The following is a 22,687-nucleotide window of genomic DNA, read 5'->3' on the forward strand; positions in this document are numbered from 1 at the left end:
TTAAAGCTTTTTACAGCTAAAGCTTTTTGTCCTTAAACTAGTACAATAAGCTAAGATATATAAAGCCAATCTCTTAATATTAGGGATTCAACAACAAGCGTCTTTACTAGCAGTCAGTATGACTGCGTTATTTGCTAAAATTTTCATACTATTCACCATAAAAGGATACGTCTGATGCGCATATTACTGCTGGTATTACTGTTTTTAAGCTTTGCTTATTCGCTAGGTTTAGTATTAGCCAATAACACTGAAGTTGGGGTGAACTTGTTGTTTTCACAAGCACCGACGATGAACTTGGGCTTATTGTTGATTCTGTGTCTGACATTAGGCATCGTCATTGGCATGATACTAGCGTTGCTCATCTTCCGTGTTCTACAAAATAAGTGGGAAATCTCACGTCTACAAAAAATAAATGCCAATCTACAAGAGCAGGTGACACAAGCCAATATTGTGATTGACCGTCAAGCAAATGCGCCGTCGGTACAAGAGGCGGTATATGGTGCAACAGCAACCAATGTGCAAGATGACATTGCCAGCGATATAGAAGACAGTGCAATTTTAACCAAGCAAAAGCGAGACTATTAGTCGATTAGATGACTATTTTATTACTAATAGGTCTGTATATAATCATTTGATAAACCCGATAGAAAGTGGCACAACTATGAATAACGCAAATATTTCTCCCGTCATCGTTGCCTTAGATAATATGACGAGAGATGCCTCGTTAGCACTGGCTGACCAATTAGATCCAGCGTTATGTCGCTTAAAGGTAGGTAAAGAGCTGTTTACCCGCTGTGGTCCTGAGATAGTTAAGGCCCTACATCAGCGTAATTTTGAAGTGTTTTTGGATTTAAAATTCCATGACATTCCTAATACCACTGCACAAGCGGTATTAGCGGCAGCTGAGCTTGGCGTATGGATGGTCAATGTGCATGCAAGCGCGGGTTTAGAGGCAATGTCATTAGCCAAACAGCGCTTGTTAGATGGTGATTTTGAGACCTTACTGATTGCCGTCACCGTGCTGACTTCTATGGACAATCAAGCATTGATGCAAACGGGTATCACTGATGGCTTAGATGCTCAGGTTGGCCGCTTAGCACAGCTGACCAAACAAGCAGGCCTTGATGGCGTGGTTTGCTCAGCCCAAGAAGCGAAAACGCTCAAGGCATTATGTGGTCAAGATTTCAAGCTAATCACTCCGGGTATTCGTCTATTAGACGACAATGCGGATGATCAAAAACGCATTTGTACGCCGAAACAAGCGTTAAATGATGGCTCTGATTATTTGGTGATTGGTCGGTCCATTACCCAAGCAGCAGATCCCGCGGCTAAATTACAAACCATACTTCAAAGTATTTAATGATTGATAAAATCTCTAGGCTTTCATAATCAGCTAGGGAATTTTTAGCAGCATAATCATAGAAAAGACAGCCTAACGTGCTGTCTTTTTTACTTTTTTTCAATTATCAAAAAAGTGCTACACTGGTTAAATTTATGCTAATAGCAAGCCTAGCAGTAGGCTTTTTTTACTTTCAAGTTTTCGCAAATGTCATGATAGGACAATAGTAAACCCTATGAAATTACAGATTTTAAGTGACTTACATATTGACAGCTATGCTCGTCAATCGCATCCACTGGGACATATCCCTAAAACGGACGCTGACGTAGTGCTAGTAGCAGGTGATACTGCCAATAGTGACAGTGGTATGCCATGGCTACAAGAGCAAGCAGCACGTTTACAAGTGCCATTAATTACCATCTCTGGTAATCATGAGTACTTTAACGAAGATGTGCTGCATTTTGATAAAAAGCTGGCGACTTGGGATAATTATGATATCGAGTTGCAGCAAGGCGTGCGAGTTTTACAGTGTCAGCATATCGATATTGGTGAGGTAAGAATTTTAGGCTGCACGTTATGGACGGATTATCAATATCAAGCCAACGAGGACACGATGGCAGCTGTGAGACGTTTTATGCGTGATTATAAGCAAATTTATGCGGGTAGCGAGCTGTTTTCACCTGAGATATCAATGCAAATTCATGCTGAGCAGCGCCAATGGCTACAACAAGCATTAATGACTGCTAAAGCACTGGGTAAAAAAACCGTCGTAATGAGTCATCATAGTATCAGTCCATTATCCGTGTCTGAGAAATATGCTGAGCTACCAAGTAATGCCGCTTTCGTCAGTGATTTATCAAGCTGGATGTATGAAGATTGGGCGCCCACGCTTTGGGTGCATGGACATACCCATGAAGCTTTTGATTATCAGATTCATAAAACGCGTGTGATCGTCAATCCGCGTGCTTATCCAAATGAGGTAAGCAGTACGGCATTAGCATTTGCTTGGGATAAAGTGATTGATATCGGATAAATCGCCTTAACTAAGCGTTTATACTGACATTTATAAGGATAGGCCAGATTGCAACCGAACTTATATTTTGTTCATTCATGTCAAAAAATCTGCTACGCTTGATACCATGAGTAAACTCCCTAATAAAACCCTATCAAAACTATCCGCTGAGCAGCGTGCGAGCCACACGCCAAGTGCACCAGCACCCTCTCACTTACCTGACAGTATGATGTCTTCGGTCAGCTTATTGCCTACCGATAAACGGCTGATTTTATTTACCAGACATTCTTTACGTGAGCGCTCTGATGGTAACGGTTTTGCCAGTTATCAATTGCCGCTGACGCAAAAAGGTCGAGTGTTGGCAAAGGCTTGGGGACGTTGGTTGGCAGGGCATCTGCCGTACTCGCTCGATGTCGATAGTATTTCAAGCCCAATTGGTCGCTGTATCGATACCGCGCAGCTGATGCAAGCAGGTGCGGGACTACAACGCGATATTTACCACCAGTCATTATTGGTTGAACCCGGTAGTCTGGTGACTGAACCTGACATTGCCAATCCCGTATTTAAAGAAATTGGCGTGCTCAACTTTATCAATCGCTTCTTACAAGGCAATCTTGAAGGTACCAAAAATGCTTATCAAGGTGGTCTCGATATTTTATCGCTGTTTTACCAGAATCAGCCCCAACATGGGCATTTAATGCTCGCTGTCAGTCATGATACTTTGCTATCAGCATTTTTGGCAGTGATGTTCGATGTGACTGAGATCGATTGGAATGATTGGCCAAAGATGATGGAAGGGGTGTTCTTGTGGTTTGATGATAAACCGTTTGAGCAAGCCAGTGCCTATTTTGTCTGGCGCGGTGAGGTTTATGTACGTCCGATTTCTACCTTATTAGAGGGTTACCGTGCTGCCGGCTTTCATTCAAATAAACTGCTGTTGCCACCAGAAGTAAAATGGACCTAACTGTTTTTTGCTAAACATCATTTTATAAATCTGTTAAACACTTTTAAGCAGCTATAAATAATAAATAAAACAATAAGTAAACAGCCATAAAAAAACCTTGCCCCAGTATTAGAACTGGTAACAAGGTTTTAGTCATCACGCTATAAAGGCGAGATGCGGTCCAAACGCAACCAATCTTAAGCTTGTAGGCCTTTGATAGTTTTGTTTAGGCGGCTCTTACGACGAGCAGCTTTATTCTTATGAATAATACCTTTGTCAGCCATACGATCAAGAACAGGTACCGCTTTTTTGTAAGCTTCGGTAGCCGCGTCATAATCTTTAGCAGCGATAGCCGCGTCAACACGTTTTAGATAAGTACGAACCATAGAGCGTTGTGACGCAGAGTTCTGACGACGTTTGGTGTTTTGACGGGCGCGTTTACGAGCTTGTGCAGTATTAGCCACGCGTATCTCCTTGATAAAGACAGATAAAAATATGAATGTTGATTGCAATAATAATGGGTTTAACAATCATCGGTGACGAGCAGCCTCTCGCCAAACATGATGTCGATGTCTGATATTAGAGTACCTATCTGTTATTAAAGGCACCTAAATTAGTAATAGATCATCGCAAGCGCCAAAACTGTTTGGAATAATTAAACAGCGTTGACGTGTAAAGCCGGTTATCTTAGCAAATTATTGCGCTTAGAACAATATATTTGATGATTAATGCGTAAAGAAGTTATGCTAATACACGGATAGCTGGTTTTTAGGGTTTTTAATAAGCGTTTTATCAAGCAAACTAGTAGGATATTGAGCTAAAGAGATGGCTCAAAGTGGGTGATTGGCGCAATCAATTTCATGGCTGATAAAATCTCTTACAATAAACTATGTAGAATAACGTCAGTTATCTCTGAATTTAGGTATGATACAAAGTGCAAAGACATTGATGAATAGCGTTGACGATAGGCTCTTAAAGCTCATCTTTATCATCATTATACATATTCCAACATTATATAAATGGATAGGCTATGCAGCGAAAAGCGATTTTGATTGGCGCCACAGGATTGGTAGGACAGCATCTTGTGAAGCAGCTTAGTGAGCTTTATGACACGTTAATTGTGCTTGCACGGCGACCGCCACGCTATATTAATGCCAGCATGCGCTTCTATCAGGTGAATGATTTTGACAATTTAGCTGAAATATTTGCCAGCGTTGGCGCTGATAGTAAGACAGATGCTTTTAGTTGCCTTGGCACCACCAAAAAGCAGGCGGGTAGTGATGAAGCTTTTCGAAAAATAGACCATGATTATAATGTCAATTTTGCCAAACTCTGCCAAGAAAAAGGCGTGGAAAACTTCTTTTTATTGTCCTCAATGAATGCGGATATCGACAGTCGATTTTTATATAATCGGGTCAAGGCGGAAACTGAGAAGTCTATTATGGCGCTTGGTTTTAAACAACTGGTTATTCTCCGTCCTTCATTGTTGCTAGGCAAACATAAAGGTCGTCCGCTCGAAAGCATTGGTCAAAAAGCCTTTCAGCTTATCTCGCCTTTGGTATCAGAGTCACTATCCTTGCATCCTATTTCTGCAAAGCGTGTTGCCAGTGCCATGGCAATGAGCGCGCATGATGTTTATCAGCGTAATAAATTCCGTAGTGAACCTGCCATCCAAACCACGGATATCATCGAAAATAAGCAAATGCTGGCAATGACCAAAGTTAAAAAATAGCCTAAGCATAAAATTAATTAAACATTTAAATTTAAGATTCCGCCATAGATAACCCAATCATACATAACAAGGAACGTCACTATGTCAGACATGCCAGAATCAACCATGGATAAAGAAAACTTTGTGACCTGTGATTTATTGGATGCCAATCCTGAGTCGCAGGTATGTTTGCCCAATATCGAAGGCAAGTCTTTCTATAGCTTTGGCGGCAAAGACAGATTTTGCGGTGAAATCGTGACCGTTAAATGCTTTGAAGACAATAGCCGCGTCAAGTCGTTATTAAACAGCGATGGCAAAGATAAAGACGGTAATGGCAAAGTATTGGTCGTTGACGGTGGCGGTTCCATGCGTTGCGCACTGTTAGGCGACATGATTGCGCAGTCCGCGATTGATAATGGCTGGGCAGGGGTTGTAGTGTATGGCTGTGTGCGTGATGTTGATGATATGGCAGCAATGGATATCGGTGTGATGGCACTTGGTTGTATCCCACGTAAATCGAATCGCCGCGATGAAGGTCAGACAGATATTGAAATTAGCTTTGGTGATTTAACGCTAAATTCGGGTATGTTTGTCTATGCAGACAATAATGGCATTATCGCTAGTGACAAACCATTAATCTAACACCAGCGTATAATTTAAAAATAGTTTAATAAATAAACATCAAAAACCTCAGCTTAGCCGTTGAGGTTTTTACATTTAATCATCCTGTCTTTATATACGAATATGGTTTTTATCAACTATTTAGCTATTGGTTTTTTAATATAAATGCTAAGTGACAAACCGTTACGGCATAAATTTTGGTAATTGCTGAAATATTCGTATAATAGCTTTCTGACTCTTAACATTGACCCTATCCTTTATGCCTATCACTGCTTTGACTGACGCCTTTGACCCGATTAACCAGCAGTTATTCCCTATCCAGAATGCCCAACGGCATTGGCTAGCGCCTGTGCATGGCGCAGTCAGTAGTTTATGGCTAGCAAGCTTGGTGCAAGCACCAATATGGGATGTTACCAATCGTCTAAAAGTCGTGGTAACCCGCGATCAAAACCAGCTTAATCAAATAGAAACAGAGTTGGCGTTTTGTGGGGTTGATGCTTATGTGTTTCCTGATTGGGAGACGCTGACCTATGATGAGCTGTCACCGCATCAAGATATCGTCAGCGAGCGTATTAATCTATTAACCGATATGCCAACGTCAGGGGTACTGCTAATCTCGGTACAGGCATTGATGCATCGAGTAGCACCGCCAAGCTGGCTGATTGGGCAGCATTTTGATTTGAGCGTGGGTGATCGATTTGATATCAATACCCAACGTGGCTTACTGGCAAAGGCAGGTTACCGAGCGGTTGAGAATGTTTTTGAACCGGGTGAATTTGCCGTACGTGGCAGTATCATTGATATTTTTGCCATGGGTCAGCCGTTTCCGCTACGTCTAGATTTATTTGACGACGAAATTGAAACCATTCGTTTCTTTAATCCGCAGACCCAGCGCACACTGACCGTCGATGACCTCAAAACTATGATGAGTGGCAACGACAGTAATATGGGCAAAGATTCGTTGTCGCTACTGCATAAATTGCCAGATATCTCAAAGCCTATTGAACAGTTTCAGATCCTACCGGCAAAAGAGTTTCCGCTCGATGAAGGGCGCGAGACCTTCCGCACAAACTTCGCCGCCATGTTCCCTAATAGCAGCAGCCGTAAATTTGAGCTACATAAAGATGTGATGGCAGGCATTGCTAGTAGCGGGATAGAATACTATCAGCCCCTATTTTTTGATTTAAAAGACTGGGAAAACGAGAGTAGCTTATTTTCTTATTTACCAAGCAATGCATTGTTTATCACTGATGAACTCATTAATGAAAAACAGGCAGATTATTGGTCGCAAATTCAACGTCGTTATGAAGAACGTCGTCATGATATTGATAAGCCCATTGTCGCCCCTGAGCTTTTGTATTTATTATCAAATACCCTTAATGAGCATCTCAATCATTATCCACGCGTGATTCTCAGTGCACGTGATGAACTGGCTACTATGACAGATGTCGCTGCGATTGATAGTGATGACACATCCTTAGAGCTTGAACAACAACCGGATTTACAGCCACAATTATCAGTCACGCCAAACAAACAGAAAGGCTTGGTGACGTTAAGTGCGCAAGAGCCACCACAACTACCAGTAAACCATCAGAAAGCAGAGCCGTTAGCTGAACTGCTAGACTTTTTAGATGTGCAAGCAATAACGGCAACACCCGTCCTCATCGTTGCGGAAACAGCGGGCCGCCGTGAGATTCTCATCGAACTGTTTAAAGGTAAAATAGATATCAAAGCTTATGATAGCTTTGAAGCGTTTTTAGCAGCGGACAAATCGAAGAATAATGGTAATAAGCTACCGCAGGTTGGACTCACGGTTGCGCCTATTGAGCGCGGTGTTTATGTCCCTGAACGTTTGGTACTGATTAGTGAGACACAATTATTTGGTCGGCAAGTGCTGCAGACGCGCCGTCGTCGTCAAAGCGGGGTATCAGAAGAGTTCTTGGTTAAGAGTGTCACGGAGATAACCGAAGGCAGCCCCGTGGTGCATATCGAGCATGGTATTGGGCGTTATAATGGTCTGATTACACTAGATGTCGGCGATGGTGAGCAAGAGTTTATTCACTTAAAGTATGCTGATGATGCCAGTATTTATGTGCCAGTCGCCAATTTACAAATGATCAATCGCTATAGTGGCGGTGACCCAGCGCTTGCACCATTGCATAAGATTGGTAGTGGTAAATGGGATAAGGCCAAGCAAAAAGCGCTTGAGCAAATCCATGACGTGGCGGCTGAGCTCCTCAATATGCAAGCACGTCGCGAAGCCAAAGTCGGCATTCATTTTAAAATAGACCCATCGCAATATGAGCTGTTTGCTAGCCAATTCGCCTTTGAAGAAACGCCTGACCAAGCCAATGCCATCCATGCGGTGATGGAAGACATGAAGCAAAACCAGCCAATGGATCGTCTCATCTGCGGTGATGTCGGCTTTGGTAAAACGGAAGTTGCTATGCGCGCCGCCTTTATTGCGGTCAGCGCCGGTTATCAAGTGGCAGTGTTGGTGCCGACAACCTTGCTGGCAGGTCAGCATGAAGACAATTTCCGCGACCGTTTTGCTGATTGGCCGGTACGTATCGAAACGCTATCGCGCTTTGGTGGCAAAAAGCATCAAGAAACGGTGCTAACAGACCTCGCAGCAGGTAAGGTCGACATCGTAATCGGCACCCATAAATTATTACAACCAGATGTAAAATTCTCTAATCTAGGTTTGATGATTGTCGATGAAGAACATCGCTTTGGTGTGCGTCATAAAGAGCGAATTAAGGCGATTCAGACCGATGTAGACAGTATGTCGATGACAGCGACACCGATCCCTAGAACGCTCAATATGGCGCTCTCAGGTATGCGTGATATGTCGATTATTGCCACGCCACCGGCTCGCCGTCTGGCGATTAAAACCTTTGTTATGCAAAAAACAGAAGCTTTGATGAAAGAAGCTATCTTGCGTGAGCTGCTACGTGGCGGTCAGGTTTATCTATTACATAATGACGTGGCGAGTATTGAGCGTATGGCAGAGACCATACGTGAACTGGTGCCTGAGGCGCGAGTAGGGGTCGCTCACGGGCAAATGCAAGAGCGTCAACTCGAGCAAGTAATGCAGCAGTTTTATCATAAAAAGTTCAACGTGCTGATATGCTCGACCATTATCGAAACGGGTATTGATGTACCCAATGCTAATACGATTATCATTGAGCGCGCGGATAAGTTTGGCTTGGCTCAATTGCACCAACTTCGTGGTCGCGTCGGTCGTAGCCATCATCAGGCTTATTGTTATCTACTGGTGCCGTCTATTAAAGGTCTTAAAGGCGATGCTAAGCGCCGATTGCATGCGATTGAACGCGCCAATACCCTAGGCGCAGGCTTTATGCTGGCAAGTGAAGATTTAGAGATTCGCGGTGCTGGTGAGATACTTGGTAAGCAGCAAAGCGGTAATATGCAAGCCATTGGTTTTAGTCTGTATATGGATATGCTGGAGCGGGCAACAAAAGCGATTAAAGCGGGTAAGGAACCTGATTTGAGTACGCCATTGTCACTGACTAGCGAGATTAATCTGCATAGCTCCGCATTGATTCCTGAAGAATATTTGCACGATGTTCATCAGCGTTTATTGTTCTATAAACGCATCAGTAATGCCGATGATAAAGAGGCATTAACCGATATCCGTACCGAAATGATTGATCGTTTTGGCGTTTTGCCAGACCAGACCAAGCAGTTATTTGCTATTCATGGACTGCGCATACAAGCCGAGCCGCTAAAAATTAATAAGATTGATGCCAATAGCAACAGCATGACGTTAGAGTTTGCCCCTGATACGCCGGTCGATGCGTTAGCAATTATTAAGTTGATTCAATCAAATGGGCAACGCTATCGTATGAATGGTGCATCTGGTATTCGTTATCAGGATGCCGATAAACTGGCAACGCCGCAACAACGCGTCACTGCCATTCAAGAGCTATTACGCTATTTTAGTGAGCATATGGTGGCAGAGTCAGCGTAGCGCTTCTTGATATTTTGACAGTCATTTTCTGCGAATTAGATTGCTAAATAGGTAGACTGGCTAGCCAGTGCTTAAGTAGAACGTCAAGGCAATCAGTTATGGCGCTATTTTATCGGTTGGATAACTGATAAAATAGCAACATCCTGTATTTAGCCTATTATCTTTAAGCTTCTTATGTTTTAGTAAATTAAATTCTGCTCTTCTATATTCCAATTCCTTTTATTTCAGCGTCATAACAAGAGAACCGTCATTATGTTCCAACTTCATCATAAACTTGCTGCCGATAGTTTTTTAGTGGGTGATTTCCCCTTATCCACCTGTCGTTTAATCAATGATTGTCAGTTTCCTTGGTTGATCTTAGTACCTCGTGTATCGGGTATCAAAGAGTTGTATGAGTTGTCTGAGGCCGACCAAACACAGTTTTTGCGTGAGTCGAGCTGGTTATCAAGCCAACTTGCTAAGACTTTTCAAGCAGATAAAATGAACGTAGCAGCACTGGGCAATCAAGTACCGCAGCTGCATTTTCATCATATCGTTCGTTATCAGAACGACATGCAATGGCCGAATCCAGTGTGGGGCGTCCCTGCGATACCTTATACCAAAGAAGTGTTGGCGCAGATGCAGCAGACATTAATGATGGCATTACGTGGTCATCATCAAATGCCGTTTGATTGGCAAATGTAGTCGAGCCTTAAATGATGGTTTATAAATTTTACCTCAAGATTTTTTTATTGAAGCAGTTTTTACCTAAAGTAAAACAATAGTTAAATCAGCTTTGATACTAATTTCAGCTGATTTAACTATAAATTATTTTACATTTGTTTGTTATTCGTTATATTAGTAGAGTGGGTTGGTTAAATGGATATAGCCAACTTATCTGCTCGCAGCCGTTTTTTTGCGTATTAGTCAGTATGCTTGATTTAATGCATTGGAAACGCTTCGAGGTATTTGATCTTAGATCGAAAGTTTTCAGTCTGAGATTTCACTCTATGTTAAGGATAACAGATGGCTACTTCCTCTATTGCATCCCCATTACTACGACCTTCTATGTTACTCATCTCTATTTGTACCGCCGCTCTCGGTTTAACGGCCTGTGAGACGGATTCAACTGAAGCTGCTTCATTACAGGCTGACTCAATACAGTCAGCATCCGTGCAATCCGATTCAGCGCAAACCATTACCGAAAATACCTCATCATCAGACAGCTCTGTTACGTTAAATCATAGCGCCTCTGCCATGTCTATGAGAGGAATGCCGACAAGTCAGTATCTCGTTGGTAGCGGTAAGGCAGATATCACCGGTGCGGCTGCCGAAACTGGCATGTTTGGTTATGCTTCTGGGCAGGTGGTGCAAGGTATTAACGACCGCTTATACTCTCATGCTTTTATTATCGGAGAAGCGGATAAAAATGATGGCAAGCGCGTCGTCTATGTATCAGCAGATATGGGCGCGATGTTTACTGCAGTAAAGCTTGAGGTCATCAAACGCCTGCAAAAGTACTATGGCGAACTATATAACGATGATAACGTCATGCTTACTACCACGCACACCCACGTGGGTAATGCCGGTTACTCGCATCAACAGCTGTATCAAATTGCCAGTACTGACGACACGCTATCAGGATATAGTAGCCAAAATTTCAATGCTATCGTTAATGGCATTGTCACCTCGATTAAGCGTGCTCATGATACCTTGACGCCAGGGACGTTATCTTTGGCGCAAGGCGAGCTAAAAGGTGCCACACTTAATCGCTCAGAATTTGCTTATAACAATAATGTTGATGCAAAAGACTTTGATAGTAATGTCAATCAGACCATGACTCAGCTGCGCCTAAATGCTGCCGATGGTACACCAGTGGGTCTGATTAATTGGTTTGCACTACATCCGACCAGCTTTAGCAATCAATTTATGCATCTAAGCGCTGACAATAAAGGCTTTGCTCAGCGCGGCGCAGAAAAGATTTTTGCTGGAAAATCAGGCAAGCCTTTTGTCGCAGCTTTTGCCAATGCGGATGAGGGTGATGTACTGGCCGCAGGTGGCAATGCCAACTCAAAACCTGGCTATCAAGGTAGTGACAATGAGTGGGAAAATGTCAGTCGTGATGGGCAGCTACAGCTTGATAAGGCTATTGAGCTTTGGAATCGAGGTGTGCCTGTTGCTGGACCTGTGGACGTACGCGCCCGTTGGGTCGATTTAAAGGGCTACCAAGTAGATGGTAAATTTACTAATGGGGCGGGCAATAAAGTCCTATGTATGCCAGCTCGTGGTTATTCTTTTGCTGCTGGCGGCGAGAATGGCCCATCGAACATACCGGGTATGTATGAGGGCATGACGCGAGAAAACTTCCGCATTAATGATGATATTAATAAAGTCGACCAATCCTTTCTAGGTAGTTTGACGCGCGGTGCCTTTGGGATTGTTTCAACCGTCAGCCAAGATGATTGTCAGGCTGAAAAACAGGTGTTATTACCTACTGGCAGCTGGGGCTGGATTAATACTCAGCAACCCGTCCAGCTCATGCGTATCGGTAATATCGCCCTCGTTGCTATTCCTGGCGAGCCAACCACCATGGTTGGACGACGAATGCGCGCTGCCGTGCTTGCACAGCTAAAAGATTCAGGGGTCGACACGGTTATTATTAATGGTTTGGCGAATAACTATAGCGGCTATTTAAGTACACGCGAAGAATTTGCCACCCAGCATTATGAAGGGGCGTCTACCGAGTATGGCCCTTATCAAGCCGCTGCTTATATACAAGAATACACGCAACTGGCCGAAGCGCTGCGTGATGGCATAGAGGTTTATGACAGTGCCACACCGCCTGATCGCTCAGGTAAATCGTTTAGTGAACGTCCAGGCGTGGTATTTGACGATAAACCTTTAAACCAAAGTTGGGGACAAACACTCACTCAGCCTAAAGCCAGTTATCAAAAAGGTCAGGTTGCTACGGCGGTATTTCGCGGCGCTCATCCTAAAAACAATTTACGTACCGAAGACAGTTTTTTAAAAGTGCAGCGTTTTGAGAATGGTCAATGGGTCGATTATCTAAGTGATAGCGATTTTGAGACCACTTATACATGGAAGCGTGAAGGGGCGGCTTATAGTAAAGCCATTATTGATTGGCGGATTGGTAATGATACTCCAGCGGGCACTTATCGATTGACGCACCAAGGTGATTGGAAAAGTGGCTGGACGCGTAAAATAAAACCCTATTCAGGCGTTTCTAATAGCTTTAGCGTTCAATAATTGCTCTCAGTCTTATAGCAACTTAGCTTTATTTCTCCTTAGTTTTACCTGCAAAAAAGCCAGATAGTATGCATCTGGCTTTTTTGTCTTTGTTATCGTTACTTATAAGGTTGTTAGGCTAAATCATATCTACCTGCCTTCAGATTGAAGTAACTTTCAGACAAATGAGCGATAAGTGGTATGCTTTTACTTACCAGTAACCTAGGTGCTATGGAAATAAGCCAGTATAATGTACAGATTTACTATCTAGTTATATTATCAGTTGTTTATAAAGTTGAGCGCTGCTTATCAACTTGTTATCACGTACTATGTGCCTCTTAAAGCCTAAATGGTAGTATGAACCTTATTTAATTTTTATTTAAACCTCTGATAGTTTTTCTTTAGGCGAATATCGACCATGGCACTTTTAGCAACCTCAAGCCCAAAGACTCCTGTACAAGATAACTATAGTATTAGTGATGCCTATCGCTTTGATTATCCAGAAGTCTTCGTCTTAATACTCACAGTGATATTGCTGGCTGTACATTTCAATTTTAGTGCCACCTCAATGGCGATGGTTGTTATTGTCTGTCTACCTAGCCTAATGATTTTGATTTATAACTATCGCCGTAAAACCAGTTTTTGGACATCGAATATTGTCGTTATTTTATTATCGGCGGTCATTGGTTCGATACAGTTTTGTGCAATTATTTCGCTCAGCTTAGCGGCGCTCATAGGTTTGAGGGTTATTATTAGTAGCCCAGAAAACCATCTAAAACTCATAGCGGTCTCAGTAGTAACCGTCATTATTTTTTATTATGTTAGTGTCACATTAAGTAGCTCTGAGATAGATTGCCATGAGGGCTTAATCACCCCCATCATCTTATTGGCTACTATGCTCGTGATATTGTGCCATTTTCGCCATGTTTATCATGACTATATAAACTATGAAGCGCGCGCTCAGCAAGCGGTTGGGCGCTTAAATACTATGGTTTCCGTGATTAATAAATTGACACGTTTTGTACCGCCGCAAGTGTGGGAGCCAATCGTCAAATCTGACAGTCCTGTTAGCGTCGATAATAAACGTGCCAAACTGACGATTATGTTCTCAGATATTGTTGGGTTTACTGAATTGTCTGAGAGTTTGAGTGCTGACAATTTGGCGGATATTTTAAATACGTATATGCACTGTATGACGTTAATTGCCAATAAGCATGGCGCGGTACTAGATAAATTTATTGGCGATGGTATGGTGTGTTTTTTTGGCGAACCAAATAGTCGCGGACCCCGTCAAGATGCACTGGATTGTGTGGCAATGGCGATAGATATGCGCCGTGAGATGCGTACCTTAAGGCAAAAATGGCGCTTGTTGGGCTTTGAGGGTTTGTATATTCGTATTGGTATTACCACGGGCTACTGTCATGTTGGTAACTTCGGTAGTAATAGCCGCCTAAGCTATACCCTTATTGGTAAGGAGGCCAACTTAGCATCAAGGCTTGAGGCCGTTGCTGCTAAAGGGCAGATATTCATTAGCGAAAGTACGCATGACTATATCTCGCATGATTACGATTGTGAATATGCCGGTGCTTTTCAGCTAAAAGGTTTTGATAATAAAGTAAATGCGTGGCAAGTACTTGACCCTGATGAAAATAAAGGCCAGTTATCAAAGTGGGTTGACCATACGCTACCAGGTTTTAACTTGCACCTAAACTTTCGAGACATGCAAGATAACGATTATCAAGACATCAGAAATCGCTTAAATCTAGCACTTGCACGCATTGAGCAAGAAGAGCAGACGGTAGCGCTTAAGATTATAAAAGAAAGTAAACAGGAAAATAGTCGTCATAAATAAGCAGAGGTTGATATCGATTTAAGTGATTTTGAGAAAATGACTATTTATGGCATAGCAGTTAAACTTGCGGGTAGGGTTTTGGGATTATAAATAGAAAAAGCCAGTTATTTATCATAACTGGCTTTTTTAATATCATTTCAGCGTTGCTATCTAAGCCAGAACCTAAGCTATACAAGCAAGCGAATCATGTTAATAGATGAGACGACTTCGGTACTTAGTGGTTTTCTTTGGCATGGTTTAACGTGTACTTAGGAATTTCGATGGTCAAATCTTCGTCATCAAGCATAACCTGACACGATAGGCGCGAATCAGGCTCTAACCCCCAAGCGCGATCTAGTAAGTCGGCTTCGATATCGTCCATCTCCTCTAAGCTATTAAAACCTTTACGTACCACGACATGACAAGTAGTACAAGCTTTTGACATCTCGCAAGCATGTTCAATCTTGATACCTTTTGCGAGCAGCGCTTTACATAAATTTTCGCCTGCCTCTAGTTCAACTTCGATGCCTTCAGGGCAAATTTCGTGATGGGGTAGTACAGTGATTTTTGGCATAAGTTATGTGTCCGGTGCTAATCAATTAAAAAATAAAAAGGGTCAACCTAGCATATAGTGACTAAGTTAGTTTCTTAAGCGTATATTATTAACGGTATCTGCTACCAATCTTGCGCACTGGTGCCTGCCATGCTGGCTTTAACACTTTTATTCATAATACGGGCCGCAAAGTCATCACTGTGTGGCTTTAATTTGGCTTGCCCGGCTTCGATAATGGCTAGATCGTCAGTGCTGAGCGCGGTTTGTAACGCCTGCATAGCTTGGGTCAATGACTGCTGCTCTTCAGCTGACATTAATACCGCAAACTCATTAAGCGCCGATTTTAATGCCAATAATTCACGTTCAGCTTCTACTTTGGTCTCGATTAAAGAGCGCGCGTTTTTGTCTTCTTCTGCGTATTTAAAGCCGGCAATCAATAGCTGCTCTTTTTGCTCATCAGACAATCCATAAGATGGCACAATCTCAATCTTACTTTCAGTCTTAGTGGTGGTTTCTTGCGCACTGACGGTTAGCTGTCCATTGGCATCAATACTAAAGGTCACCTCAATACGAGCAAAGCCAGCTTTCATCGGTGGAATGCCATATAGCTCAAAGCGGCCAAGTGAACGGCAGTTGTCTACTGTCTCGCGCTCGCCTTGTACCACATGAATCACCATGCCTGTTTGACCGTCTTGATAGGTGGTAAACACTTGGCGTTTTTTGACCGGAATAGGGGTGTTACGCGGAATCAGTACTTCAACCAACCCGCCCATGGTTTCTAGACCAAGCGATAAAGGCGTTACGTCAAGCAATAACAGGCCATTGTCACTATCGCCATTGACCAATTGATGCGCAGTTTGTGCTGCCCCTAAAGCGACGACTTCATCTGGATTTAAGCGGCAAAGCGGCTCTTTAGCAAAAAAATCTGCAACCACTTGCTGCACCGCAGGCATACGCGTAGAGCCACCGACCAAAATTACTTCATCTAAATCAGCGGCAGATAACTTGGCATCGCGCAGGACTTGCTCACAGACGCTCAACGTGCGACGACTGACAGGCTCTGCAATCGTTATCAAGTCTTCACGGCTTAAGATGCCTTGATAAGATTGCTCATTGACTACAATGTCGATATCCACTTGTTCGGCATCGGTCAATGCTTGCTTATAAGCTTTGGCTTGTTGGGCAAGTATTGATTTGTCATGCAGGCTTACGTTTTTAGGGTCAATATGCAACTGTTTGATCAGCCAATTGGTCAATAAGCGGTCAATATCATCACCACCAAGCGCACTATTACCGCCCGTGGCTAATACTTCAAACACGCCATCGCTTAGCTTTAAAATAGACACATCAAAGGTACCACCACCCAAATCATAGATTAAGTAGTAGTTTTCAGTATTGTCATCGGTAGGTTGATCAAGACCGTAAGCGACCGCCGCAGCGGTAGGCTCGTTTAATAAACGCAGTACATTGATACCGGCCGCCTGTGCCGCATCTTTAGTTGCTTGACGTTGCGCTTCATCGAAGTATGCCGGTACGGTAATCACCGCACCCTTTATGCTGTCATCTGGCAAAGCACTTGCGGCCCGTTGTTCTAGCGCTGCTAAAATACGTGCTGAAACCTCAACAGGAGATACTTCCCCTTGCGCCGTAACAAACGCTGGCATCGCATCTTGGCTGCCACTTAATTCATAAGGGTGTGAGAATTTAATATCTGCTTGGCTACGACCCATGAAGCGCTTAGCCGAGATAATCGTATTTTTTGGATCATCTACTAAGTGGGCAAGGGCGTCATAGCCGACCACTGGGTTGCCTGTGCTTGGGTAGTAGACCACAGACGGTAGCAAAGTATCTGTCGTTGTCGCTGCTTGCAAAACTTGCGCCTTGCCTGAGCGTACCACAGCGACCAGTGAGCGCGTTGTCCCAAGGTCGATTCCTAGACCAAAACGATGCTGGTGAGGTTGGGTACTTTGATTGGGTTCGGCAATTTGCAATAAAGACATAAGAAAACTCAAAGATAAAATGAATAAGTGAAGTGAAACAAATGCAATAATAGTAGGGTTTAGAAATATCCCAATTTAAAAGGCAATAATCAAAGACAGTGAACAGCAGCCATTATACGGGATAGCGACAGCTATTTTAACCATGCCTTTATATAATCCCGTCTATTATAAAATTAAGCATATTTAGCTTGTATGATGTTAAACATATAAATCATCGTCATCTGAATGTTCAGTAGAGGCCACTGTATCAAGTCCTGCGGTAACATCGCCATCTAGCTTTACTAAGAATTTTAACTTTTGCGTGGCATCAATCGCGGTTTGCCAGTCTTGGCTTTGATAAGCGGTGTTAAAGCGCTCAGATTGTTTGGCTAAACGCTCAGTAATCTGCGGATGTAGTTGCTTTAGCGTTGCTATGTCTTTATCACCAATAGCGTCGTCCAAATCTATACGCATTTCCATCGCATCTTCTAAAAAGTCTAAATCGGCAATAGAATGCTCTAAATTCTGGGCTTGACCTGCGATATCTAATAAGTAGCTGGCACGACTATCGGGCACACTTAGCGTTTGATAAGCTTGGTTAATAAGTGCTGATGCTTGTTCTGATTGCTGTTTAGCTTGCGCACTATCTGCCGCATTTTTAGCATTTGCTACCGATAGGTTATCCGGATGATAGCGTTTTTGTAGCAGACGCAGCTGCTGATCAAGATGCTCTTGATTGACTGCAAATTGTACAGGTTGTTCAAATAGGGCAAAGAAGTTATCAAACTGTGCTTCTGAGGTGAGGTCTGTCATATCGTCTGCCTTCATTTCTATTTATTATTGTCAGGACTTTACTGTTTTGATGATCGCTTTAAATAGTGTTTTTTTTAAAATCGGTATTTAAGCGCTAAGCGCTTGCATGTTAATCGTTTAGCGCTCTCTCGTTTAAATTTTTAAACCGTAAACGATTCACCGCAACCACATTCACCTTTTTGATTGGGATTAGTAAATTTGAAGCCTTCGTTAAGCCCTTCTTTTTCATAATCCATCAATAAGCCATCTAAATAGACCAAGCTTTTAGGGTCAATAAAAATATTAACGCCAAGACTTTCGTAACGTGTATCATTTTCGTCAGGTGTGTCAACAAACTCTAGGACATAAGCCAAGCCTGAGCAACCCGCTGTGCGGATACCCACTCGAATGCCTTCACCTTTACCGCGATTGTCCAAAAAATCTCGAACATGCTGAGCGGCGCGTTCTGTCATTTCAATCATGCCAACTCCCATTGACTATCAAAAGTCGATAATAATAATTCACGTAAAATGCTTATTTTGTTTAGAGCTTAGTACGAATAAAGCGTTGTGAATAATATTCTGTAAATAAAGCATTAAAAAACAAATAAAAGGTGACAATTACATGAGCGTTATTGTCACCTTATTAGCGTTAGTAGCTTCTAACGTTACTGCTCATGGCTTTTGCTAAAATACTGCTATTAAAGTATTGCTACTAAAATTTGGCTACTAACGCTTATTACATTAATAAGCGCATACGCTCTAAATTAGCTTAGCTGGTTGCTTCTTCTGTTTCTGCAGTAGCACTATGCTTACCTTTATAGTCGCTAATCGCGGCTTTAATAGCGTCTTCTGCAAGTACAGAGCAATGCACTTTTACTGGTGGCAATGCCAATTCTTCAGCAATGTGGCTGTTCTTAATTTCGCCAGCTTGGTCTAAGCTTTTGCCTTTTAGCCACTCGGTAACAAGTGAGCTTGAAGCAATGGCTGAACCGCAGCCGTAAGTCTTAAAGCGTGCATCTTCGATGATACCGTTATCATCGACTTGGATTTGTAGACGCATCACATCGCCACAGGCTGGGGCACCAACCATACCTGTACCAACGTTTTTGGCATTTTTGTCAAGATTGCCGACGTTGCGTGGGTTTTCGTAATGATCAATAACTTGGTCACTATAGGCCATGGGGTTTTCTCCTAGTTAGGTGATGAGTAGGTAGTTAGACGATAAAAATGAATCAGTCACCTACTAACGCTAAATGGTTATCTACTCATCGATAATTGGGGTCAAACATGTCATTCATAAAACTGTATTTATAAAAACTAAATGTATGATTGTCTGATTAATTGTTTGTCATAATGGTTATATTTGATAACCATTAGACGTTTTAACTATTAAAGGTTTTACTGATAAATATTAATGCTCAGACCATTCTACTGAGTCTAGATCAACCCCTTCTTGATACATATCCCAAAGTGGCGATAGGGCACGTAATTTATCAACCGCTTCATGCATTTGCTTAATGACCGTATCAATGTCTGCTTCAGTGGTATAACGACCAAAGCTAAAGCGGATTGAGCTATGTGCCAATTCGTCTGGGCGACCAATAGCACGCAATACATATGATGGCTCAAGCGTTGCTGAGGTACAGGCAGAACCCGATGATACTGCTAGATCTTTTAGCGACATCATGAGCGACTCGCCTTCAACGAAGTTAAAGCTGATATTCACAATATTTGGTACGCTGTTTTCTAAATCACCGTTTAGATAAATCTCTTCGATATCTTGTAGACCGTCCCACAGCTTTTGACGTAATTTTGCCGCGTGAGCATGGTCTTCTTGATAGCGCTCATTGGCTAATGCAAATGCTGCACCGAGACCAACGATTTGATGCGTCGGCAATGTACCTGAACGCATACCGCGCTCATGACCACCGCCATGCTGTTCCGCTTTTAGGCGAACACGTGGCTTACGACTGACAAATAATGCGCCGATACCTTTAGGACCATAAGCCTTATGACCTGAGAAACTCATTAAGTCAATTTTCATCTCTGCAAGATCGACCAATACTTTACCAACTGACTGCGCACCATCGACATGAAAGATAACGCCGGCTTCGCGAGTAATCTCACCAATCGCCGCAACATCAGTAATCGTACCAAGCTCATTATTCACCATCATCAATGATATTAAAATCGTATCATCGCGTAGGGCTTCTTTCACTTGCTCTGGTAAAATCAAACCGGTGCTTGGCTGCGGCTCAAGATAAGTAATCTCGAAACCTTCTTGCTCAAGCTCACGGCAAGTATCTAATACGGCTTTATGCTCAATTTTACTGGTAATAATATGTTTGCCACGAGACTGATAAAAATGTGCTGCGCCTTTGATGGCTAAGTTGTCTGATTCTGTCGCGCCAGAGGTAAAGACGATTTCGCGTGGATCCGCATTAATCGCTTCAGCCACTTGCTGACGAGCCGTTTCTACCGCTTCTTCTGCTTGCCAGCCGTAGCCATGTGAGCGTGATGCTGGGTTACCAAAGATGCCGTCTACCGTCAGATATTCGCTCATCTTGGCAGCGACTGACTTAGCAACTGGCGTGGTGGCGGCATAATCTAAGTATATAAGGTTGTTATGTTGGCTCATGCTGGGTTTGCCTCGCTGGTCGATAGAGTAATAGTATTGATGTCTTTTGTAGAGATGTCTTTTGGAAAAGAAATATGTTGACGGTCTGAGACCGACTGCACATGTTCCATGTCTAATAATTGCGCTAATGTTATATTTTTCAAGTATTGTTCGACATGATTTGAAAGGGCACACCATAAATCATGTGTTAGGCACATTGTACCACTTTGGCAATCGCCGCGTCCTTCGCACTGCATAGCGTCCACAGATTCATCGACGGCAGAAATAATGCTCATCACATCAATCTCATCAAGTGGTTTGGCTAGGTGGTAGCCGCCTGCTGCGCCGCGAATACTGGTGACTAAACCACGCTTACGAAGCTTTGAGAATAACTGTTCAAGATAAGAGATAGATATCGATTGCCGCTTGGCAATATCAGATAACGAGACGGCGCTGTCTTGTTGGCTGGTTTGCAATGCCAAATCAAGTAAAGCGGTCACGGCGTATCTGCCTCGAGTAGTCAAACGCATGTGTTATCTCCAAACCTTTTAAGGATAAATTTATTTAACAACGATCTTAGTCATGTCGTATTGTTAGAAGTGCATCGCTAGCGATAAATAATGAAAGTCTGTAAGTGCTTTATTAACCGCTGGCCATTAGTAATTAATACTATTAAATAACTAACTGATATTGAATAACTAATGCTATCTACACTTCTATTAAGGGAAATCATCTATGGACTAAGTGGTGTCTTGTCGCTATTAAACAGCAGATGGTTTACCCGATGTGTGCAACGATAGATTCATTATAATCAATCCTGAGTAATTTAGTCAAGATTAAAGTGTGGTTGAATGGTGAGTGCGACTGATTGCCGTTATTGATAAAAACAATGATAGGTACAGTAGGCAGATGAGGAAAGTTAATACTTGAGTAATAGCGATGAGTTCGTGACTCTAGTTTATGACTTAAAGCGTTGATAAAAGCGTTTAATAATTTTGAGTTTATTAAACGCCAGATAAATAAGAGCAATGACTTTAAAACACCTTACTAATGAATTAGGCCGCTATAAATTGGGTCATTATAAATTAGGTCACTACTAATCATGTCATTATAAATAGAGCGATGATGGCAGCAATAGCGATAACAGCAGCAATAACTGTGGTAATCATAAAGGTCTTTTGCTTACTTTGTAACTCTTTTACCGTGGTTTCAAGCTCACGGTTTTTGATGGTCAAGGTAGTGATTTGAGTTTGCTGCTCTTTAATACGTAGCTTGTAGCTCTCTTTTTTATCAGCCATTTCTGCTTCAGTAGGCTTGGGCTTGCTTTTGCCGCCTTTAATCTTTTTAATCAAACCTTGAATTAAGCTACCAAGACCTAGCTGCATAATAAATTGCTTTACCAATTGTACTTGCACGGATTCGCCACGCATTTGCAGCTTTTCAGTGGTTTCTCTGTCATGGGTAGTGAGCGCATTGAGTACTTGAATGCTATAAGCGTTGATAACGACGTCGGGCTCAGTACGGCCAATAGGCAGGCGGTCATCCAACAATACGCCCTTGGTGCTAAAGGTGGCAAAAACTTCCACATGCGGTAAATACAGTCTTAGCGCGACAACAGTCTCTTGCTTGGCAAGCGGATAAGCGGCTTTACGGAGTTCTGGGTCTAAACGTAACAGCAGGGTCAGCGCCGACTCGATAAACACCAAGATGATATTAAGCAGAGAGTGAGACAACGTAGAACGCTTCATGTAAATAATCCGTTTTTATCGTGTAAGTAAAAGAGAAAAGGACAAGCAAGGATCAAAATCGACCCAAAATAGGCAATGGAATGGCGCTTATAGTAACGCCTTTATAATAAAAAGTAACGCCCGTTTCTGTCAGTTGGTAAATTATTACCTTACAATTTGCCAGTCAGTAAAGACACTGGTATTTATGACTGACAATGTATTAGTATGGCTTGGCAGCTATTCATTATGGGCAAACCTGATTTTTAGGTGGCGAAGTTAGCAATTTACATTTCGTACTGAAGCCTATACTGAATATCTGATAATGCTGTCATGAACCTATA

19 protein-coding genes are annotated in these 22,687 nt (G+C 42.5%); 10 read left to right on the forward strand and 9 right to left on the reverse strand.

Annotation, left to right across the window (positions count from 1 at the left end):
* Positions 1-174: 174 nt before the first annotated feature.
* The 4 genes from FQ084_RS06100 to FQ084_RS06115 all read left to right on the forward strand — a co-directional run bounded on the left by FQ084_RS06100 (position 175) and on the right by FQ084_RS06115 (position 3,315).
* A complete protein-coding gene (locus FQ084_RS06100; RefSeq protein ID WP_149489759.1) occupies positions 175-585 on the forward strand; it encodes a lipopolysaccharide assembly protein LapA domain-containing protein in 411 nt (136 codons plus the stop codon).
* Positions 586-661: 76 nt separating this feature from the next.
* Complete coding sequence (gene pyrF / locus FQ084_RS06105) at positions 662-1,360, forward strand: orotidine-5'-phosphate decarboxylase (protein ID WP_149489760.1); 699 nt, start codon at positions 662-664, stop codon at positions 1,358-1,360.
* 214 nt (positions 1,361-1,574) lie between these two features.
* Positions 1,575-2,372: a metallophosphoesterase gene (locus tag FQ084_RS06110; protein ID WP_149489761.1), complete on the forward strand. Its 798-nt coding sequence runs from the start codon at positions 1,575-1,577 to the stop codon at positions 2,370-2,372.
* 106 nt (positions 2,373-2,478) lie between these two features.
* Positions 2,479-3,315, forward strand: coding sequence for a histidine phosphatase family protein (locus tag FQ084_RS06115; protein WP_149489762.1), 837 nt, complete (start codon positions 2,479-2,481; stop codon positions 3,313-3,315).
* 176 nt (positions 3,316-3,491) lie between these two features.
* Here FQ084_RS06115 and rpsT read toward each other — a convergent pair whose 3' ends face one another.
* Positions 3,492-3,758, reverse strand: coding sequence for a 30S ribosomal protein S20 (gene rpsT / locus FQ084_RS06120; protein WP_010200097.1), 267 nt, complete (start codon positions 3,756-3,758; stop codon positions 3,492-3,494).
* A 566-nt stretch (positions 3,759-4,324) separates the two neighbouring features.
* On the opposite strand from rpsT, the gene FQ084_RS06125 reads away from it, so the two are divergent.
* From FQ084_RS06125 to FQ084_RS06150, 6 genes are all read left to right on the forward strand, one after another.
* A complete protein-coding gene (locus tag FQ084_RS06125; RefSeq protein ID WP_149489763.1) occupies positions 4,325-5,026 on the forward strand; it encodes an NAD-dependent epimerase/dehydratase family protein in 702 nt (233 codons plus the stop codon).
* Positions 5,027-5,116: 90 nt separating this feature from the next.
* Complete coding sequence (gene rraA, locus FQ084_RS06130) at positions 5,117-5,647, forward strand: ribonuclease E activity regulator RraA (RefSeq protein WP_149490196.1); 531 nt, start codon at positions 5,117-5,119, stop codon at positions 5,645-5,647.
* A 238-nt stretch (positions 5,648-5,885) separates the two neighbouring features.
* The gene (gene mfd / locus FQ084_RS06135; RefSeq protein ID WP_149489764.1) at positions 5,886-9,620 is read left to right on the forward strand and encodes a transcription-repair coupling factor; all 3,735 of its coding nucleotides are present in this window, start codon (positions 5,886-5,888) and stop codon (positions 9,618-9,620) included.
* 252 nt (positions 9,621-9,872) lie between these two features.
* Positions 9,873-10,304, forward strand: coding sequence for an HIT domain-containing protein (locus FQ084_RS06140; RefSeq protein ID WP_045445060.1), 432 nt, complete (start codon positions 9,873-9,875; stop codon positions 10,302-10,304).
* Between the two features lie 321 nt (positions 10,305-10,625).
* On the forward strand, positions 10,626-12,866 hold the full coding sequence (locus FQ084_RS06145; protein WP_262880679.1) for a neutral/alkaline ceramidase: 2,241 nt from the start codon (positions 10,626-10,628) through the stop codon (positions 12,864-12,866).
* 397 nt (positions 12,867-13,263) lie between these two features.
* On the forward strand, positions 13,264-14,697 hold the full coding sequence (locus tag FQ084_RS06150; RefSeq protein ID WP_149489765.1) for an adenylate/guanylate cyclase domain-containing protein: 1,434 nt from the start codon (positions 13,264-13,266) through the stop codon (positions 14,695-14,697).
* Positions 14,698-14,911: 214 nt separating this feature from the next.
* Here FQ084_RS06150 and fdx read toward each other — a convergent pair whose 3' ends face one another.
* The 8 genes from fdx to FQ084_RS06190 all read right to left on the reverse strand — a co-directional run bounded on the left by fdx (position 14,912) and on the right by FQ084_RS06190 (position 22,367).
* Positions 14,912-15,250 carry an ISC system 2Fe-2S type ferredoxin gene (fdx, locus tag FQ084_RS06155; protein WP_149489766.1) on the reverse strand — a complete coding sequence of 113 codons (339 nt, stop codon included), beginning with the start codon at positions 15,248-15,250 and terminating at the stop codon, positions 14,912-14,914.
* Positions 15,251-15,351: 101 nt separating this feature from the next.
* On the reverse strand, positions 15,352-17,229 hold the full coding sequence (gene hscA / locus FQ084_RS06160; protein ID WP_149489767.1) for a Fe-S protein assembly chaperone HscA: 1,878 nt from the start codon (positions 17,227-17,229) through the stop codon (positions 15,352-15,354).
* Positions 17,230-17,427: 198 nt separating this feature from the next.
* A complete protein-coding gene (gene hscB / locus FQ084_RS06165) occupies positions 17,428-18,021 on the reverse strand; it encodes a Fe-S protein assembly co-chaperone HscB (RefSeq protein ID WP_149489768.1) in 594 nt (197 codons plus the stop codon).
* A 140-nt stretch (positions 18,022-18,161) separates the two neighbouring features.
* Positions 18,162-18,482, reverse strand: a complete 321-nt coding sequence (iscA, locus tag FQ084_RS06170; protein ID WP_149489769.1) for an iron-sulfur cluster assembly protein IscA — start codon at positions 18,480-18,482, stop codon at positions 18,162-18,164.
* A gap of 289 nt (positions 18,483-18,771) precedes the next feature.
* Complete coding sequence (gene iscU / locus FQ084_RS06175) at positions 18,772-19,182, reverse strand: Fe-S cluster assembly scaffold IscU (protein WP_149489770.1); 411 nt, start codon at positions 19,180-19,182, stop codon at positions 18,772-18,774.
* Between the two features lie 231 nt (positions 19,183-19,413).
* Positions 19,414-20,640, reverse strand: a complete 1,227-nt coding sequence (locus tag FQ084_RS06180; RefSeq protein ID WP_149489771.1) for an IscS subfamily cysteine desulfurase — start codon at positions 20,638-20,640, stop codon at positions 19,414-19,416.
* On the reverse strand, positions 20,637-21,149 hold the full coding sequence (locus tag FQ084_RS06185) for an Rrf2 family transcriptional regulator (RefSeq protein ID WP_149489772.1): 513 nt from the start codon (positions 21,147-21,149) through the stop codon (positions 20,637-20,639). Before FQ084_RS06185 ends, FQ084_RS06180 begins: the two co-directional genes overlap by 4 nt.
* A 570-nt stretch (positions 21,150-21,719) precedes the next feature.
* Positions 21,720-22,367, reverse strand: a complete 648-nt coding sequence (locus tag FQ084_RS06190) for a hypothetical protein (RefSeq protein WP_149489773.1) — start codon at positions 22,365-22,367, stop codon at positions 21,720-21,722.
* Positions 22,368-22,687: the final 320 nt, after the last annotated feature.

It is taken from the genome of Psychrobacter sp. ANT_WB68, assembly GCF_008369115.1.
Lineage (GTDB): Bacteria > Pseudomonadota > Gammaproteobacteria > Pseudomonadales > Moraxellaceae > Psychrobacter.

What these genes read in the sequence shown, in the direction of transcription:
- FQ084_RS06100 (WP_149489759.1), top strand. Translation starts at nt 175, where the DNA reads ATGCGCATATTACTGCTGGTATTACTGTTTTTAAGCTTTGCTTATTCG.
- FQ084_RS06125 (WP_149489763.1), top strand. Translation starts at nt 4,325, where the DNA reads ATGCAGCGAAAAGCGATTTTGATTGGCGCCACAGGATTGGTAGGACAG.
- FQ084_RS06140 (WP_045445060.1), top strand. Translation starts at nt 9,873, where the DNA reads ATGTTCCAACTTCATCATAAACTTGCTGCCGATAGTTTTTTAGTGGGT.
- FQ084_RS06190 (WP_149489773.1), bottom strand. Translation starts at nt 22,367, where the DNA reads ATGAAGCGTTCTACGTTGTCTCACTCTCTGCTTAATATCATCTTGGTG.
- mfd (WP_149489764.1), top strand. Translation starts at nt 5,886, where the DNA reads ATGCCTATCACTGCTTTGACTGACGCCTTTGACCCGATTAACCAGCAG.
- hscA (WP_149489767.1), bottom strand. Translation starts at nt 17,229, where the DNA reads ATGTCTTTATTGCAAATTGCCGAACCCAATCAAAGTACCCAACCTCAC.
- hscB (WP_149489768.1), bottom strand. Translation starts at nt 18,021, where the DNA reads ATGACAGACCTCACCTCAGAAGCACAGTTTGATAACTTCTTTGCCCTA.
- iscU (WP_149489770.1), bottom strand. Translation starts at nt 19,182, where the DNA reads ATGGCCTATAGTGACCAAGTTATTGATCATTACGAAAACCCACGCAAC.
- FQ084_RS06110 (WP_149489761.1), top strand. Translation starts at nt 1,575, where the DNA reads ATGAAATTACAGATTTTAAGTGACTTACATATTGACAGCTATGCTCGT.
- fdx (WP_149489766.1), bottom strand. Translation starts at nt 15,250, where the DNA reads ATGCCAAAAATCACTGTACTACCCCATCACGAAATTTGCCCTGAAGGC.
- rraA (WP_149490196.1), top strand. Translation starts at nt 5,117, where the DNA reads ATGCCAGAATCAACCATGGATAAAGAAAACTTTGTGACCTGTGATTTA.
- pyrF (WP_149489760.1), top strand. Translation starts at nt 662, where the DNA reads ATGAATAACGCAAATATTTCTCCCGTCATCGTTGCCTTAGATAATATG.
- FQ084_RS06180 (WP_149489771.1), bottom strand. Translation starts at nt 20,640, where the DNA reads ATGAGCCAACATAACAACCTTATATACTTAGATTATGCCGCCACCACG.
- FQ084_RS06185 (WP_149489772.1), bottom strand. Translation starts at nt 21,149, where the DNA reads ATGCGTTTGACTACTCGAGGCAGATACGCCGTGACCGCTTTACTTGAT.
- FQ084_RS06115 (WP_149489762.1), top strand. Translation starts at nt 2,479, where the DNA reads ATGAGTAAACTCCCTAATAAAACCCTATCAAAACTATCCGCTGAGCAG.
- FQ084_RS06145 (WP_262880679.1), top strand. Translation starts at nt 10,626, where the DNA reads ATGGCTACTTCCTCTATTGCATCCCCATTACTACGACCTTCTATGTTA.
- FQ084_RS06150 (WP_149489765.1), top strand. Translation starts at nt 13,264, where the DNA reads ATGGCACTTTTAGCAACCTCAAGCCCAAAGACTCCTGTACAAGATAAC.
- iscA (WP_149489769.1), bottom strand. Translation starts at nt 18,482, where the DNA reads ATGATTGAAATGACAGAACGCGCCGCTCAGCATGTTCGAGATTTTTTG.